General features: G+C 76.1%; 13 protein-coding genes. 6 read left to right on the top strand and 7 right to left on the bottom strand.

Annotated elements, in window-relative coordinates; genetic code table 11:
* Nucleotides 1–250: 250 nt before the first annotated feature.
* The 3 genes from EF918_RS10595 to EF918_RS10585 all read left to right on the top strand — a co-directional run bounded on the left by EF918_RS10595 (nt 251) and on the right by EF918_RS10585 (nt 2,292).
* On the top strand, nt 251–880 hold the full coding sequence (locus EF918_RS10595; RefSeq protein WP_260610046.1) for a hypothetical protein: 630 nt from the start codon (nt 251–253) through the stop codon (nt 878–880).
* A gap of 3 nt (nt 881–883) precedes the next feature.
* Nucleotides 884–1,666 (top strand): SGNH/GDSL hydrolase family protein, encoded by a 783-nt coding sequence (locus tag EF918_RS10590; RefSeq protein ID WP_125644117.1) that lies wholly within the window; start codon nt 884–886, stop codon nt 1,664–1,666.
* Nucleotides 1,667–1,761: 95 nt separating this feature from the next.
* Nucleotides 1,762–2,292: a hypothetical protein gene (locus tag EF918_RS10585; protein WP_125644115.1), complete on the top strand. Its 531-nt coding sequence runs from the start codon at nt 1,762–1,764 to the stop codon at nt 2,290–2,292.
* Here EF918_RS10585 and EF918_RS10580 read toward each other — a convergent pair.
* Genes EF918_RS10580 through EF918_RS10570 form a run of 3 tightly spaced genes read right to left on the bottom strand, consistent with a single transcriptional unit; the run spans nt 2,282 to nt 5,998 of the window.
* Nucleotides 2,282–3,652, bottom strand: a complete 1,371-nt coding sequence (locus tag EF918_RS10580) for a HAMP domain-containing sensor histidine kinase (RefSeq protein ID WP_125644113.1) — start codon at nt 3,650–3,652, stop codon at nt 2,282–2,284. The two genes, EF918_RS10585 and EF918_RS10580, sit on opposite strands and share 11 nt — an antisense overlap.
* Nucleotides 3,652–4,350 (bottom strand): response regulator transcription factor, encoded by a 699-nt coding sequence (locus tag EF918_RS10575; RefSeq protein WP_125644111.1) that lies wholly within the window; start codon nt 4,348–4,350, stop codon nt 3,652–3,654. The genes EF918_RS10580 and EF918_RS10575 overlap by 1 nt, the downstream gene beginning before the upstream one ends.
* Nucleotides 4,351–4,396: 46 nt before the next feature.
* Nucleotides 4,397–5,998 carry an alpha/beta fold hydrolase gene (locus EF918_RS10570; protein WP_185921683.1) on the bottom strand — a complete coding sequence of 534 codons (1,602 nt, stop codon included), beginning with the start codon at nt 5,996–5,998 and terminating at the stop codon, nt 4,397–4,399.
* A 427-nt stretch (nt 5,999–6,425) separates the two neighbouring features.
* On the opposite strand from EF918_RS10570, the gene EF918_RS10565 reads away from it, so the two are divergent.
* The 3 genes from EF918_RS10565 to EF918_RS10555 all read left to right on the top strand — a co-directional run bounded on the left by EF918_RS10565 (nt 6,426) and on the right by EF918_RS10555 (nt 12,486).
* Nucleotides 6,426–10,367, top strand: coding sequence for a Pls/PosA family non-ribosomal peptide synthetase (locus EF918_RS10565; protein ID WP_260610048.1), 3,942 nt, complete (start codon nt 6,426–6,428; stop codon nt 10,365–10,367).
* Between the two features lie 95 nt (nt 10,368–10,462).
* Entirely contained in the window at nt 10,463–11,836 is a 1,374-nt protein-coding gene (locus tag EF918_RS10560) for a M1 family metallopeptidase (RefSeq protein ID WP_125644123.1), read from the top strand.
* A 65-nt stretch (nt 11,837–11,901) separates the two neighbouring features.
* Nucleotides 11,902–12,486 carry a GNAT family N-acetyltransferase gene (locus EF918_RS10555; RefSeq protein WP_125644105.1) on the top strand — a complete coding sequence of 195 codons (585 nt, stop codon included), beginning with the start codon at nt 11,902–11,904 and terminating at the stop codon, nt 12,484–12,486.
* Here the strand turns inward: EF918_RS10555 and EF918_RS10550 are convergent.
* The 4 genes from EF918_RS10550 to EF918_RS10535 are packed head-to-tail and all read right to left on the bottom strand — an operon-like array spanning nt 12,462 to nt 16,732.
* Nucleotides 12,462–13,307: a nucleoside 2-deoxyribosyltransferase domain-containing protein gene (locus EF918_RS10550; protein ID WP_125644103.1), complete on the bottom strand. Its 846-nt coding sequence runs from the start codon at nt 13,305–13,307 to the stop codon at nt 12,462–12,464. The genes EF918_RS10555 and EF918_RS10550 overlap by 25 nt on opposite strands.
* Entirely contained in the window at nt 13,297–14,163 is an 867-nt protein-coding gene (locus EF918_RS10545; RefSeq protein WP_260610044.1) for an alpha/beta fold hydrolase, read from the bottom strand. The genes EF918_RS10550 and EF918_RS10545 overlap by 11 nt, the downstream gene beginning before the upstream one ends.
* The gene (locus EF918_RS10540; RefSeq protein ID WP_125644101.1) at nt 14,160–15,215 is read right to left on the bottom strand and encodes a macrolide 2'-phosphotransferase; all 1,056 of its coding nucleotides are present in this window, start codon (nt 15,213–15,215) and stop codon (nt 14,160–14,162) included. The genes EF918_RS10545 and EF918_RS10540 overlap by 4 nt, the downstream gene beginning before the upstream one ends.
* Nucleotides 15,212–16,732 carry an amino acid adenylation domain-containing protein gene (locus EF918_RS10535; protein WP_125644099.1) on the bottom strand — a complete coding sequence of 507 codons (1,521 nt, stop codon included), beginning with the start codon at nt 16,730–16,732 and terminating at the stop codon, nt 15,212–15,214. The genes EF918_RS10540 and EF918_RS10535 overlap by 4 nt, the downstream gene beginning before the upstream one ends.
* Nucleotides 16,733–16,764 lie beyond the last annotated feature (32 nt).

The raw sequence follows: 16,764 nt of genomic DNA, 5'->3' as shown, positions 1-16,764 counted from the left end.
ACCTGGTGCTCGGCGCCGCCACCCGGGCCCGGCTCGCCGACCTGGCGTACGACTTCGAGCGGCTGCGGACGCTGATGCTGCGCCTGACCTTACCACCCTCCCAGCTCGTCACCGGGCCCGACCCGGAGGCTTTCCACGCCCCGGCCCCGTCCCTGTCGGTCGGGGGGGCGAAGGCCCGGGCACCCGCCCCGCCCCCCGCGCCACCATCCGCCGTGAGCCCCAGGCCGGACCGCCCCTCGGCGTCCTCGGCGTGGTGCTCACCGCCCTCTTCCTCGCCGGACTCGTCCTCAGCACCGTGCTGGCCGACGGCGCCGCCTTCCCCTCGCCGTTCGGCGCGACCGCCGGGACCGCCGCGTACTTCCGGGACCACACCGACGCCACGCGCGTCTCGGGCGCGCTGCAGTTCGCCGCCTCGGTGCCCCTGGCCCTCTACGCCGCGACCGCCTCGGCCCGCCTGCACCGGCTCGGCGTCCGGGCCCCCGGCGCCACCATCGCCCTCGCGGGCGGGGCGCTCGCCTCGGCGTTCCTCGCCTGCTCGGGGCTGGTCACCTGGGTGCTCTCCCGCCCCGAGGTGGCCGAACGGCCCGAGCTGGTCCGGCCGTTGCAGTACCTGGCCTTCGGCCTCGGCGGCCCCGCCCATGTGGTGCTGCTCGGCCTGCTCGTCGCGGGCATCGCCGTACCCGGGCTGCTCGCCGGGCTGCTCCCGCGCGCCCTGGCCGTCGCCGGGCTCGCCGTCGCGGCGGTCGCCGAACTGTCCACGCTCGTCCTCCTCGCCGACGGCGCCGCACTGCTGCTGCCCGTGGCCCGGTTCACCGCGCTGGCCTGGCTGATCGCCGCCGGCTTCCTGCTCCCGCGCCGCCGCGTCCGTGCGGAGGGCTGAGCCGTGACGACGGACCGGACCGACCTGACCGCACGCCTGCTGCGCTTCCAGCAGCCCGAGAAGGCACTGCGCCCCCTCGGCACGCTCGACGAGGGCCCGCTGGCGGCCCTGTTCGGGCTCGACCCTGCCGACTACCGCCGGCGCCTCGGGCAGTTCGACGAGCGCACCCGCAAGGCCGCGGCCGAGCTGGCGGCCGACCCCGAGCTGGCGGCCCGCGCCGCCGGCCTCCCCTTCCGCCCCGGACAGCACGTCGTGGCCGTCGGGGAGAGCACCACCGCCGACCGGCTCTCCTGGTTCGAGGTGCTGCGCCACCTGCTGCCCGACGGCGTCCGCTGCACCAACCTCGCCGTCTCGGGCAGCACCACCACCCAGGCCCTGGCCCACCTCCCGCTGCTCGGCCACCAGCGGCCCGACTGGGTCCTGTGCATGCTCGGCGCGAACGACGCCCAGCGGCTGGACGGGACCCCGCTGGTGACCCCGGACGAGACCCGCCGCAACCTCCTGGTGCTGCGTGACCTCACGGTCCGGCGGACCGGCGCCCGTTGGGTCTGGCTCACCCCGACCGGGGTGGACCCCGTACGGGTCGGGCAGTACGCGCACTTCCGGCGGGCCGGGCTGACCTGGTCCGGCCCGGACCTCGACGCCCTGGCCGATTTCCTCCTCACCCAGCCGGAACCCGCCCTCGACACCCGCCCGGCGGCCCACGGCCACCTGGAGCCCGACGGCGTCCACCTCACCCCGGCCGGCCAACGGTCCGTCACGGCCGCGCTGCTCCACCGGCTGTAGCGCGTGGGGCCGGAGAGGGCGGGTCCGGGACTGTCCGTGGGGGTTGATAGCGTGCACGCGTCAACACACGATTCACGCCATCGGGGGACCCTCGTATGACCTTCCCGCCTCAGCAAGGACCCGGCCCGTACGGGCAGCCCGGACAGCCCGGGGCGCAGCCGCCGCAGGGTTACCCGCAGCAGCCGCAGCCGCCGTACGGCGCCCCGCAGCAGCCCTACCCGCCCCAGCAGGGCATGCCCATGCAGCCGCCGCCGCAGGGCTGGGCCGCTCCGCCGGCGCCGCCCGCGCGCAGCGGCATGGGGGCCAAGAAGATCCTGCGGATCATCGGCGCCGTGGTCCTGGTCGTCGTGTTCGCGGTGGGCTACTGGGCCAGCCAGGACGACGCCGACCACGCGAAGGCCGGCGACTGCCTGAAGAACAACGGGACCATAGCCAGCCCCGACCTCCAGGTCGTCAAGTGCGGCGGCGCCGACGCCAAGTACAAGGTCGTCGAGGTGATCCAGGACACCGCGGACTCCAGCAAGTGCGAGGGCAAGTCCGACATGGGCTACTACGAGCAGACCCGAGGCGGCCGGCGCAGCTCCGGCAAGCAGTTCGTGCTCTGCATCGACGAGGTCAAGAAGTAGCCGACCGGTCGGGGTCCCCCGCGTCGGCGGGGACCTGCCGGGCGGAGCGGCGGGCGGGTGGTGCGGCGGAGGGCAGTACGAAGCCCACCAGTGCGCCCCCGCCCTCCGCCGTCCCGGCGAAGACCGTGCCGCCGTCGGCGGTCACCAGGTCGTGCACGATCGCCAGGCCGAGCCCCGAACCGGGCGTGCCCTGAGTGCCCGGACCGCGGTGGAAGCGGTCGAAGACCGCCCGGTGTTCCCCGGGCGGGATGCCCGGCCCCCGGTCGCCCACGGACAGCCGGGACCCGTCCACGCGCACGGTGACCGGGGTGCCGGCCGGGCTGAACTTCACGGCGTTGCTCAGCAGGTTGTCGACGCAGCGCTGCACCGCCCGCGGCCGGGCCCGTACGGGCACCGGGGCGTCGGCGGTGACCTCCACCGCGCGTCCGGTGCGCTGCCGGCAGCGCCGGGCGGACTCCTCGGCGGCCACGGCGAGGTCCACCTCCTCGGGTTCCTCACCGGTCCACCGGTCGGTGGCCAGCTCGACGAGCTCCCGGACGAGGTCGTCCAACGCCACGGTCTCGGTCACGAGAGTGGTGAGGATCTGCTGCTCGTCCTCCGGCGCCAGCCGGCCCCGGGCGCGCTGGAGGAGTTCGGCGCTGCCGCGGACCGAGGTCAGCGGGGTGCGCAATTCGTGCCCGGCGTCCTGGACGAGCCGCTGCTGCTGCGCGCGCGAGCGTCGCAGCGCACCGAGCATGGTGTCGAAGCTCCGGGTGAGCTGCCCGATCTCGTCCCGCCCGGCGGGCGGCAGGGGAGTGGCCAGGTCCTGGGTGGTCGTGATCCGGCGCGCGGCCCGTGCCAGCCGGCTCACCGGCCGCAGCACCCGCCCCAGGGCGATCCAACTCAGCAGGGCCGCGACGGCCGTGGCGGCGGCCGTGGTCCCGAGGATGCGCCCCAGGAACGCCCGGTCCACGCGTTCGGCCTCGCGATAGCTCTGCCCGACCATGACCGCGCCACCGCCCGGCAGCGCTCGGGTGAGCACCCCGTACTCGGTCCCGGCCACGACCACGTCCTCCCGGGCGGTCCCGGCACCGGTCGCGGCCACCCGCCGCGCGGCCTCGGACACCGGCAGCCGCACCCCACCGTCCTCCCGTACGGTGCCGTCGCCGTGCAGGAGTTGCTCCGTCATCCCCGCCCGCACCGGCGGCTGCCGGTCTGCGACGAGCAGGGCGACGACCGTGTCGGCCCGGTCCTCCAGGCCGCGTTCGAGCTCGTCGGCGAAGAGTTCGCCCACATTGCGGTAGGCCATGAACGCCGTGAGGGCGATCGCGAGCGTGGCGGCCGCGACGACCACCAGCGTGATCCTGGCGCGCAGCAGCATCACGCGGTCCTCAGGGTGTAGCCGACGTTGCGCACGGTGTGGATGAGGCGCGGGGCCCCGTCGTGCTCGGTCTTGCGCCGCAGGTAGCCGATGGAGACGTCGAGCGTACGGGACGTGGTGTCGAATCCGTAGCCCCAGATCCGGTCGTAGATCTGGGTGCGCGTCAGCACCGCGCCCTGGTGCTCCAGCAGCAGCTCCAGCACGTCGAACTCCGTCTTGGTCAGCTCCAGCGGGTGCGGCCCGCGGTGCGCCGTGCGGGCGGCCGGATCCAGGGTCAGATCGCCCAGGCTCAGCACCCCGGAGCCCTCCGCCGGCTCGGTGCGGCGCAGCAACGCCCGGATCCGGGCCAGGAGTTCCTCGGTGGCGAACGGCTTGGCGAGATAGTCGTCGGCGCCCGCGTCCAGCCCCGCCACCCGGTCGCCCACCTGGTCCCGGGCGGTCAGCACCAGCACGGGCAGCCGGTCGCCGCGCCGGCGCAGCGTCCGGCACAGCGCCAGACCGTCCAGGCCGGGCATGACCACGTCCACCAGCGCAAGGTCCGGCCGCTCCCGTTCCAGCAGGCCCAGGGCCTGGAGCCCGTCGGCCGCCTGCACCACGCGGTAGCCCTCGAAGCGCAGCAACTGGTCCAGGGTGCTGCGCACCCCCGGGTCGTCCTCGGCGACCAGCACGGTGCGCCGGGAAGCTGTCAGATCTGTCATGTGATCATCCTGGCGGGTGGGGGACGTGGTCACGGCAGCGGCCCCCTCAGCGCCGGACCGGGGTCACGGCGACCGGCGGCAGGGCGCCCAGGCAGGACGTGTCGCCGGTGCGGCCGGTCCGCACGAACCGGGTCGTCACGCCGAACACGCAGGCCGGGTCCGCCTGTTCCGGCACGTGCCGGGCGTTGCGGACGGAGAGGAACCGGCTGTCCTCGAACTGCCCTGCCGCCAGGCGACCGTTGGCGTCGGGCGTGTTCGCGTCGAGGTCACCGGAGAGCACCAGGACCGGGACGTCGGGCAGCCGCGGGTGGACCGGCTGCGGGGCGGGGGCGTGCTCCCGCGGCCAGCCGATGCACAGGTCACCGCCGTCGGTCGGCCCCTCCAGATAGCCCTGCGGGCCGAACGCGCCGAACGAACCCGGCCGGGCCCCGGCGAGGGCGGAGCGGTACTGCCGCCACCGCTCGGGGACCGACGCGTCCACCGACCACGGCTTGCGGTAGTCGTTGCAGGTCACGGCGACGTACGGGGCCTGGTCGGCGTCGGACGCGTGCGCGAGGTCCTGCTGGACCAGCCGGACCAGCGGGGCCCGGTCGCCCTGCACGAACCGGTCGAGGGCGTGCGGCAGGTCGCCGAGCAGCGACGGCTCGTCCGCCGCCAGGCCGCTGCCGTTGCTGGCCGACTCGTAGGCGAGACCCGCCAGTCGGCCCTCCGTGAACAGCAGCCGGTGCGGGGTCCCCAGGCCCTCGACGGGCACCTCCACCTCGACCGGCCGGGCCCGCAGCTCCGCGGCCGCCGCGGCCAGGTCCCGTACCGCCTTGGCACCGTCGCACGCCGGCCGGCCGCCGGGCCCGGCGCTGCGGTCGCACACCCGGCGCAGCGCCAGGGACACGGCCTGGGCGCTCGGGCGGGACAGCGGGTCGAACGCCAGCGGGTAGGCCCCGGACAGCACGAGGGAGCGGACCCGCTCGGGGTGGCGGGAGGCGTAGACCGGCATGAGGTAGGTGCCGTACGACAGCCCGTACAAGGTGAGTCGGGGGACGCCGAGGCGGTCGCGGACGGCGTCGATGTCGTCGGCGGTGGCCGCCGTGGTGTACCCGGCGGCGCGCGGCCCGAGCTCCCGGGCGCAGCGGACGACGGCCTCGCGCTGCTCCCGGCGGGTCCCGAGCCGCAGTTCGGCATCGGTGAGCCCGCACGGCAGCCGCTCCGACTCACCGGTGCCCCGGGGGTCGACCAGCAGCAGGTCGTGGTCGCGGAGCAGGTCCCGCATGCCGAGGGCGAAGGCGCCGGCCTTGCCGATGGCCACCTCGCCGGGACCGCCCGGGTTGACGGCGACCGTGCCCTTGGCCGGACCGGGGTCCCGGTGCCGGACCACCGCCCAGCTCACCTTGACGGTCCCGAGGTCGGCCCGTCCCGCCACCCACGGGCGGTCCACCTGACCGCAGTCGACCCGGTGGTCCTCGACCTGCGGACACCACGGCGTGCGCGCGCCGCCGGCCACCGCTGCCGGGGCAGCCTCCGGGGCCACCGCTGCCGGGGCCACCGCCGCCGGGGCCGCGGCGGCCGTCGTCACGGTCGGCAGTGCCGTCGCCAGCAGCGCCGTCGTCCCCACGACCAGACCGGCCCGCCAGCCCACGCCCGTGAAAGCCATTCCCACTCCTCGCTCCATGTGTGCCGTACGGGGACGACGGTGCCGGGCCTCCGTCACGGATGCGGCAGAGCGACGGCAAAAGCGTGTAAGAACGGGGATGTCCCGCCGGACCGGCCGTTCCTGACGTAGGGCCAGCCGGCCAGGCACCCGGCGGCCCCGACGGCACCGGACCGGCCCCTTTACCGTCTCTTCCCGGCCACGCGCAAGTCCCCTGACCGGAGAATCTGGGTCCATGGATTAAACTGGCGGGCTGTTCTTCGTCGGAACGGAACAACCCGGGCAGACCCGGTCTCCACCGGCGGGCCCGGAGCCGTCCGGGAAAGAGACGCGAGGGGCAATGGCAGCCACACCTGAGGGCGGGGAGCTGACCCTGCTCGACGACGCCGCCGCGCGCGGCGCTGCACCCGGCGGGACGCCCGGCGAGCAGATGCCCGACCCGCGGACCACCGAGGTGCAGCCGCCCGAGGAGCCCAAGGCCGCGCGGTTCTCCGCCGGACCGGCCGCCGCCCCGCGCACCCTGCTCGACATCCTCGACGCGTCCGTCCGGGCCCACCCCGACGAGCTCGCCCTCGACGACGGCACCGATCCGCTCACCTACCGCGCGCTGGCCGCCGAGGTCGAACGCCGGCGCCGGGCGCTCGCGGACGCCGGGGTGCGGCCCGGGGACCGGGTCGGCGTCCGGGTGCCGTCCGGCACCAACGAGCTCTACGCCTCGATCCTGGCCGTCCTCGCCGCCGGCGCCGCCTACGTACCCGTCGACGCCGAGGACCCCGACGAACGGGCCGAACTCGTCTTCGGCGAGGCCGGGGTGCGGGCGGTGCTCGGCGCCGGCCGGCGCATCGACCGCACGCCGGCCGGAACCGGCGCCGCCGCGGGAGACGCCGGGGCCGGAGCCGAGGCCGGTGCGGCCGGCACGGGCGGCACGGGCGCGGCGGACACCCGGCCCGGGCCGGACCACGACGCGTGGATCATCTTCACCTCCGGTTCCACCGGCAGACCGAAGGGCGTGGCCGTCACCCACCGCAGCGCCGCCGCGTTCGTCGACGCCGAGGCCGCGCTGTTCCTCGCCGACGACCCGATCGGACCCGGCGACCGGGTGATGGCCGGACTGTCCGTGGCCTTCGACGCCTCCTGCGAGGAGATGTGGCTCGCCTGGCGGCACGGCGCCTGCCTGGTGCCCGTACCCCGCTCGCAGGTCCGCAGCGGCGCCGACCTGGGTCCCTGGCTGGTCGAGCAGGAGATCACGGTGGTGTCCACCGTGCCCACCCTGGCCGCCCTGTGGGAGAAGGAGGCCCTCGACGAGGTCCGGCTGCTGATCTTCGGCGGCGAGGCCTGCCCGCCCGAGCTGGCCGCCCGCCTGGTCACCGAGGGTCGCGAGGTCTGGAACACGTACGGCCCCACCGAGGCCACCGTCGTGGCCTGCGCAGCGCTGATGACCGGCGAGGAGCCGATCCGGATCGGGCTGCCGCTGAACGGCTGGGAACTGGCCGTGGTGGACGAGTCCGGCGAGCCGGTGCCCATGGGCGGCAGCGGCCAGCTCGTGATCGGCGGCGTCGGCCTGGCCCGCTACCTGGACCCGGAGAAGGACGCCGAGAAGTACGCCCCGCTGGAGTCCCTGGGCTGGGACCGCGCCTACCGCAGCGGCGACCTGGTCCGCGCCGAGCCCGAGGGCCTGGTCTTCCTCGGCCGCGGCGACGAGCAGATCAAGCTCGGCGGGCGCCGGATCGAGCTGGGCGAGGTGGACGCCGCCCTCCAGGCCCTGCCCGGCGTGGCCGGCGCGGCCGCCGCCGTCCGCACCGCCCGCAGCGGCAACCAGCTCCTCGTCGGCTACCTCGTCACCCAGGACGGCTGGGACCGCGCCGCCGCCGTGGAACGGCTGCGGGCCGAGCTCCCGGCGGCCCTGGTCCCGCTGCTCGCCCAGGTCGACACCCTGCCCACCCGCACCTCCGGCAAGGTCGACCGCGGCGCGCTGCCCTGGCCGCTGCCCGACCTGGAGACCACCGGCCCCGCCGAGCAGCTCCACGGCACCGAGGCCTGGCTCGCCGAGCAGTGGCGCGAGACCCTCGGCGTGGCCGTCACCGGCGCCGGTGACGACTTCTTCGCCATCGGCGGCAACAGCCTCGCCGCCGCCCAGCTCACCACCCGGCTGCGCACCCGCTACCCCGGCGCGGCCGTGCTCGACATCTACCAGCAGCCCACGCTGCGCAAGCTGGCCCGCCGACTGGAGAAGTCCGCCCAGGGCGAGGACGCGGCCCGGACCGTACCGCCCGTACCGACCCGCGCCAAGATCGTCCAGACGCTCCTGCTGCTGCCGCTGTTCACCCTGGTCGGCCTGCGCTGGAGCGTGGCCCTGCTGGCCCTCGGCAACCTCCTGCACCACCTCGGGCCGTACCCGTGGGCCCCCACCGCCTCCTGGTGGCCGGTCGCCGCAGGCGCCGTCCTGTTCTTCAGCCCGCCCGGCCGGCTCGCCCTCGCGGCCGGCGGCGCCCGTCTGCTGCTGCGCGGGGTGAAGGCCGGCCGCTACCCGCGCGGCGGCAGCGTCCACCTACGGTTGTGGACCGCCGAGCGGCTCGCCGAGAGCGTCGGCGCGACCTCCCTCACCGGAGCCTGGCTGGAACGCTACGCCCGGGCCCTGGGCGCCCGGATCGGCCCCGAGGTCGACCTGCACGCCCTGCCGCCGGTCACCGGCCTGCTCAAGCTCGGCCGCGGCTGCGCCGTGGAGTCCGAGGTCGACCTCAGCGGCCACTGGCTCGACGGGGACCGGCTGGAGATCGGCCCGGTCAAGGTCGGCGCCGGCGCCGTCGTGGGGACCCGGAGCATCCTGTTCCCCGGGGCCCGGGTCGGCAAGCGCGCCGAGGTGGCGCCCGGCTCCGCCGTCGTCGGACAGATCCCGACCGGCCAGCGCTGGGCCGGGGCGCCCGCCGCCAAGCTCGGCAAGGCCAAGCGCAACTGGCCCCGCGAGCGCCCGCCGCGCGCCGTGCACTGGCGCGCCATGTACGGGGCGACCGGCTTCGGCCTGACCGTGCTGCCCGTGCTCGCCGCCGTGCCCGCGCTGCTGGTGGCCCACCTGTTCGTGCCCGCCGACGGCGATCTCGCCGCCGCCCTGTCCGGGGCGCTGCTCGCCGTGGTCCCCGCGGCGCTCGCGTTCGGGTGCGCGTACGCCCTGCTGGTGCTCGTCGCGGTCCGCCTCCTGAGCATCGGCCTGCACACCGGGAGCCACCCCACCCACAGCCGGGTCGGCTGGCAGGCCTGGACGGTCACCCAGCTCATGGACCTGGCCCGGGGCACCCTCTTCCCGCTGTACGCCGGGCTGATCACCCCGGTGTGGCTGCGGCTGCTCGGCATGCGCATCGGCCGGGGCGCGGAGGTGTCCACCGTCCTGGCGCTGCCCAGCCTCACCACCGTCGGCGAGGGCGCCTTCCTCGCCGACGACACCCTGACCGCCCCCTACGAGCTGGGCGGCGGCTGGGTGCGGATCGGCCGCTCCGAGATCGGCCGCCGGGCCTTCCTCGGCAACTCCGGCATGACCGCACCGGGCCGCAGCGTGCCCGACGACGGGCTGGTCGGCGTGCTGTCGGCCACCCCGAAGAAGGCCAAGAAGGGCAGTTCGTACCTGGGCCTGCCGCCGGTCAAGCTGCCCCGCTCGGCCGCCGCCGCGGACAGCACCCGCACCTACGACCCGCCCGCCCGGCTGCTGTGGGCGCGCGGCCTGGTGGAGCTGTGCCGGCTGGTGCCGGTGTTCTGCTCGGTGGCCCTGGCCGTCCTGACCGTGGCGGCCTTCTGTGCCGCCATGACGCAGGACGGGCCCGGCGTGGTGGGCGGCGCCCTGCTGTCCGGGGCCGTCCTGCTCGGCGCGGGCCTGGCCGCGTGCGCGGTCGCCGTGGCCGCGAAGTGGCTACTGGTCGGCCGGCACCGGACCGGCGAGCACCCGCTGTGGAGCGGCTTCGTGTGGCGCAACGAGCTGGCCGACACCTTCGTCGAGGTGCTGGCCGTGCCGTGGCTGGTCGGCGCCGTGCCCGGCACCCCCGTGATGAACCTGTGGCTGCGCGGGCTCGGCGCCCGGGTCGGCCGGGGCGTGTGGTGCGAGAGCTACTGGCTGCCCGAGACGGACCTGGTCACCCTGGGCGAGGGGGCCAGTGTGAACCGTGGCTGCGTCGTGCAGACTCACCTCTTCCATGACCGGATCTTGAGGACGGATACTGTGGTTCTCGGTGCGGGTGCCACCCTGGGACCGGGCGGAATCGTTCTGCCCGGGAGCACGGTCGGGGCGCGCAGCACCCTGGGCCCCGCCTCCCTCGTGATGGCCGGGGAATCCGTCCCGGCCGACACCCGCTGGCTGGGCAACCCGATCGAGGCGTGGCGGCCTTGACGGACAGCAGTGGCACGGCGCAAGGAGGGGCGGCACCAGTGGGCGGCCAGAGCAAGACGGGCGGCCCGGGCAGACCGGGCGGCCAGAGCAGGACCGTGGCGGACCCGTACTTCCCGGACAACGGCGACGCCCGGTACCGCGTGAACCGGTACGAGCTCGCGCTGGAGTACCGCCCCGGCCCCAACCGCCTGGCCGGCACCGCCCGGCTGAGTGCCATAGCGGGCCGGGCCCCGCTGACCGAGTTCTTCCTCAACCTCGCCGAGTTCAAGGTCAGCCGGGTCCTGGTCGACGGCCGGGCCCCGCAGTGGACCCACCGCGGCGGCCGGCTGCGCCTGAAGCCCGCCAAGCCGCTGCCCGCCGGAGCCGCGTTCACCGTGGAGGTGCACTGGTCCGGCAACCCCAAGCCGGTGCGCAGCCCCTGGGGCGGGCTCGGCTGGGAGGAACTGACCGACGGGGCGCTGGTGGCCAGCCAGCCCGTCGGCGCGCCCTCCTGGTACCCGTGCAACGACCGGCCCGCCGACAAGGCCTCGTACCAGATCTCGGTCAACACGCCGTCGCCGTACACCGTCGTCGCCGGCGGGCGGCTGCTCACGCGGACCACCCGGGCGAGCACCACCACCTGGGTCTACGAGCAGCCCGCCCCGACCTCCAGCTACCTGGTCGGCCTGTCCATCGGCATGTACCAGACCGTGCTGCTGGGCGACCCGGGCCTGGGCGGCGTACCGCAGAGCGCGTACGTCCCCACCGAGCTGCTGGCGCGGTTCTCCCGGGACTTCGCGCGGCAGCCGGCCATGATGCGGCTGTTCGAGGAACTGTTCGGGCCGTACCCGTTCGGCGAGTACGCGGTGGTGGTCGCCGACGAGGAGCTCGACGTCCCGGTGGAGGCCCAGGGCCTGTCCCTGTTCGGCACCAACCACGTGGACGGCGTCCGCGGCTCCGAGCGGCTGATCGCGCACGAGCTGGCGCACCAGTGGTTCGGCAACAGCGTGACCATCGCCGACTGGCGGCACATCTGGCTGAACGAAGGCTTCGCGAAGTACGCCGAATGGCTCTGGTCGGAGCGGTCCGGCGGCCGTACCGCCCACGAGCACGCCACGGCGGCACACCGCCTGCTGGCGAACCAGCCGCAGGACCTGCGCCTGGCGGACCCGGGCCGCAAGCTGATGTTCGACGACCGCCTCTACCAGCGCGGCGGCCTCACCGTGCACGCGCTGCGCTGCGCGCTGGGCGACGACGCGTTCTTCCCGATGCTGCGCGACTGGGCCACCGCGCACCGCCACGGGGTGGTCACCACCACCGCCTTCGCCGCGCACGTGTCCCGCTACGCGACCGTCCCGGTGGAGGACGTCCTGGCGGCCTGGCTGGAGGACCCGGCCCTGCCGCCGCTGCCGGCGCCGCCGGCCCCGGCCCGGCCGGGGTACCCGCCGAGCAACGGCGGCCCGGCCGGCTGGGGGCGGATCCCGGCGTAGCCCCGGGGGGGGCGCGACGGCCGAAACCCGCCCATACCCGGACGGGCCGGTTCTAGGCTCGTGCCATGACCGCAACCAGTGACACGCCTTACGAGTTCCGCACCGCCCGTCCCGAGGACGCCGAGGCCATCGACGCCCTGGACGGCTCCTTCACCACCGGCACCGTCTTCGAGGTCACCGTCGGCGACGACGGCTTCGGCTTCCAGGAGGTCCCGGTGGACCCGCCGCTGGTGAAGGTGTTCCCCGAGGACGACGGCAGTGAGGACGGGGACAGCGGCGACGACGCGGACGGCGACGGGGCGGACCCCGACCGCCGCACCTTCGTGGCCCTGGACGCCGGCGGCACGCTCGCCGGCTTCGCCGCGGTCTCCTACTCCCCGTGGAACCGCCGCCTGACCATCGAGGACATCGAGGTCGCCCCCGGCCACCGGGGCCGCGGCCTGGGCCGGGCCCTGATGGGCCACGCGGTCGACTTCGCCCGGGAGCGGGGCGCCGGGCACGTCTGGCTGGAGGTGACCAACGTCAACGCCCCGGCCATCCACGCCTACCGGCGCATGGGCTTCGCCTTCTGCGGCCTGGACACCGCCCTCTACCAGGGCACCGAGTCCGAGGGCGAGCACGCGCTCTACATGAGCATGCCCTGCCCCTGAGCCGCGAGCAGACGGCCGACGGTGGGGCCGGAGCCGTCGGCCGGCGCGACCGTCACGGTCAGCAGCCAGGCGGCGGCCCCGTCCGGGCCCGCCGCAGAGGCGTCCTGGCCCGCCGCGTGGGCGTCCCGGCCCGGCGCGGGGGCGACCTGGCCCGGCGGGTGGGCGTCCGGCCCCGTCGTCGGCACGTACCACTCCACGCGGGCGTCCAGCAGCCGGTCGCCGGCCGCGCGGCGGGCCGCGTACCAGGTGCGGAACGGCTCGGTCCGCCACACCGTCAGCGGCACCGACCGCTCGCCCCCGCTGCGCCCGGACCCCGGCCCGACCGCCCGCAGGGCCGCCGTGGCGGCCCCGGCCAGGGTCCGGGCCACCGGCACCCCCAGGGCCTCGGCGAAGTGCAGCAGGTACTCCATGCGCTCGGCCTCCGGCGGGGTCCCGAGCACGGCGCGGCCCGAGTCGCACCACGCGCCCCACTTGATGTTGGACACCAGTCCCGGCAGCCGGGCCATGTCGCGCGGGATCCAGAACAGGACCACGTCGGAGCAGCGCATGGCCGCCTCCTCCCAGGCGATCTGGTCCGCGTACGCCGGGTAGTCGCCGCCCGGCACCGGCTCGGGCAGGAACACCACCAGCCGCCCGGTCCCGGACCACAGCGATCGCAGCGCGGCCACGGCGTCCGGGCGCCACGAGGGCTCGGCCGGGTCGGTGGGGGTCGGTCCGCACAGGTACACGGCCGCCGCCCAGGAGGCGGGCGGCTCCTGGCCGACATGGACGACCTCGACCGTGGTGCCGGTCGGGTGCGGGGCGGGGGTTTCACGGGACACGGCAGACTCCGGGGTCGGTCGGGGCGAGGGTGGCGAGGAAGTCCAGCAGGACGGTGTTGAAGGCCTCGGGCCGTTCCAGGAACCCGAGGTGGCCGGCGTCGGCGAGCTCGGTGTACCGGGCTCCGGGCACCGCCCGGGCGACCTCCCGGCCCAGCGGCGCCGGTGCCAGCACGTCGTCGGCGAAGCCGACCACGTGGACGGGCACCGCGATCCGGCCGTACTCGGCCAGCCGGTCCCGCACGGGCGGACCGGGCCGGTGGGCGGCCGACCGGCCGGTCAGCGCGGCGAGTTCGAACAGGTCGAGCCATTCTGCGGTCGCGGCCTCGTCGGCGAGGGTCCGGGGCGAGAGGTTCTGTACGAGCCGTACGAAGGCCTCGTACTCCGGCGGCAGCGGGGTCCCGGCCCGGGCGGTCGCCGCCTCCGCCCGGGCCAGGGCCTCCCCGACGGCGTCGGGCCGGCCCCGGGTGGCGGCGAGCAGCGCGCCGGCCACCAGGTCGGGGTCGGTCAGCAGCAGCTCCTGCAGGGCGAGGGCGCCGAGCGAGTGGCCCGCCACCGGGCAGCAGGGGAGGCCGAGATGCATCAGCAACTCACGTATGCGGGCGGCCAGTTCGAAGGGGCCGGTGGTGGTCGGGCCGTGGTCGAAGGTGAGGACCCGCCGGCCCGCGGCGGTGAGGGCCGGGACCTGGTGGTGCTCCCAGATCCGGCCCGTTCCGCCCGCGCCGGCGACCAGCACCACCGGGGGGCCGGCGGCGGCCGGTCCGTGCAGGGTGTACGCCGTCCCGCCGGGCGTACGGCCGCTCGTCCGCGCGGCGGCGGCGCCCGGGCCCGTCCCGTGCGCTGCGTCCGGGGCGGTCACCGCGCGGCCATCCTGTGCAGGGCGGTCCGCACCCAGGCGGGCCGGCCGGTGTCCAGTCCGCGCAGGGCCACGTGGACCCACAGGAAGTCGGCCCGGGCCAGGACGTGTTCCCGCAGGCCGGGGCGGACCTCGCCGCCCGCCGCCCGGTAGGCGGCCAGGAGCCGGTCGAGGACCGCGGGGCCGCCCGCGTACAGCAGGTCGACGAAGTCGACCGCCGGGTCCCCGACATGGGTGTTCGCCCAGTCCAGCAGGCCCGCCAGGACCGGCGGACCGTCGGCGCCCGGGCGGGCCACCAGGGTGTGCCCGGGGTGCACGTCCCCGTGCACCAGCACCAGCCGCTCGGGCCACAGCCGGTCGTCGTCCAGCCAGGCCTGCCAGCGGCGCAACCCGGGTGCGGGCAACGGTAGTTCGGCCCGGGCGCGGGCCAGCTTGTCCGCGGTCCGGGCGCGGACGGCGCCGGGGTCGGCATCGGCCGTGGCCGCGGGTGCGGCCGAGGCGGCCAGGGCGGGGGAGGCGTCCGGCGGGGTGGTGTGCACGGCGACCAGGGTCCGGGCGAGCGGCTCCAGGTAGTGGGCCGGGTGGGCCAGCGGGTCCATGGACCAGCCGTAGACCAGGGTGTGGGGGTCCTCGGTGCCGGCGGGCTCGCCGGGGAGGCGGGGGTAGGCGACCAGGTCCGGGGTGTGCAGGAGCCAGTCCGGCACCGGCACGGGCACCCGGTCGCGGACGGCGGCGAGCACCGCGCCCTCGCGCTCCAGCAGTGCGGCGGCCTCGGGCCGCCGGGGCTGCCGCAGGATCCACCGGGTGCCGTCGGTGGCCCGGACGTGCGTGACCCGGAAGTCCCAGCCGGACTCGTCGGGCCGGGCGGTCGCGGGATCGAGCTCCACCCCGAGCCGCCGCGCGGCATACGCGAGGAGGTCTTCCGCCGGAGCCGGGCCCTGCGCCGGGGCCGGAGCCTCCGTCGGGGCCGGGCCCTCCGTCGGGGCCGGGCCCCCCGTCGCGGCGAGGCCGCCCGGGCCGTGCGGAGCGGCCGGGCCGGGGGCGCGGCGGCTCATCGGGCCGCCTCCGCGGTCGCGAGGTGGCGGTCCCGGGTCGCGTTGCGGTCGACCTTGCCGGTGTGGGTGCGTTCCAGGGAGGTGACCGGGAGCAGCAGGCTCGGGACGAGGTGCGGCGCCGTGGTGCGGGTCAGGCGGGTGCGGATCTGCGCCGCCACCTCCTCGGGGTCGTGGTCCGGCAGCGGGACGAAGAAGGCGGCCAGGGTGCTGTGTTCGGCGCGGTCCACCTGGGCGGCGGCGGCCTCCAGAACGCCCGGGCAGCCCCCGACGAGGCCCTCCACCTCGATCAGGTCCACCCGGTGGCCACGGATCTTGACCTGGTGGTCGGAGCGGCCCCGGAACACCAGGGCGCCCCCGGGCGCCTGCGAGACCAGGTCCCCGGTGCGGTACCAGCGGACGCCCTCGCGCTCGGTGAACCTGGCAGCGGTGGCAGCGGGTTCGCCGTGGTAGCCCAGGGCCAGGCCGGGCCCGGACACGTACAACTCGCCCGTGTCGTCCACGCGTTGGCCGACGTGCGGTAGCGGCCGGCCGATGGGCAGGTCGCCGCCGGCCTCCGGGAGCAACAGCGTCCCCGGGCCGGCCAGTTGCACGGCGTGGGTGACCAGGGCCGTCTCCGTGGAGCCGTAGGTGTTGAGCAGGCGCACCCCGTCGGAGCCGAGCAGCCGCCAGCGCTCCAGCATGTCCGCGCGCACCGCCTCCCCGCCGATCACCACCGTCCGCAGGGACGCCGGGAGCCCGGCGCCCTGGTGCAGCAGGTCACCCGACAGCCCGTGCCAGAAGCCCGTCGGCAGCACCGCGACGGTGACCTCCTGCTCCTCGGCGACCTGCGCGAACCCCTCCCGGGCCGCGTCGTCGACGACGAGGGTGGCCCCGCCGGTCAAGGTCGGCAGGATCTCTTCCAGGCTCGTGTCGCCGCCCGCGCCGTGGAAGTGCAGCACGGTGGCGTCCGGCCCGATCCCGTACAGCTCGCGGAGTGCGGGCACGACGGCGGCCAGCGCCCGGTGCGGCACCACGACCCCCTTGGGCTCGCCGGTGGAGCCCGAGGTGAACAGCACGTACGCCGGGTCCTCGGGGCGCGCACCCGGACCGGGCGGCACGGCGGCGCCCGGCGCGACGGGGCCGGGCGCCCAGCGCGGCCGCACCACCCGGGCCACCGCCGGCTGCCAGCCGGTGTCCGCGGTCGCCACGGCCTCCTCGACCCCGAGCCGCGCCATCACCGTCTCCAGGCGGGCCACCGGGTGATCGGCCTCCAGCGGTACGTACGCCCGCCCCGCCGCGAGCACGCCCAGCAGGGCCGCCACGTCCCGGGCCGAGTGGTGCACGACGACCCCGACCGGCGGCTGCGGTCGGTCCGTGCGCGGGGCGAGCGCCTGCGCCACCTCCAGCACCCAGGCGGCAAGGGTGCCGTAACCGATGACGAGTCCGTTGTCGACGACGGCCGGGCGGGCGGGATCGGTGCGCGCCGTCTCGAAGAACGGTTCCAGCAAAGGGATTCCGGTGGTTCCGGAGGACTGCATTGTGAATTTCCTCGTCCTGATGGAATATGAGC

Source organism: Streptomyces sp. WAC06614, from assembly GCF_003949795.1.
GTDB lineage: Bacteria > Actinomycetota > Actinomycetes > Streptomycetales > Streptomycetaceae > Streptomyces.
The sequence above is the reverse complement of the archived record's forward strand: the minus strand, read 5'-3'. Positions and strand labels throughout refer to the sequence as shown.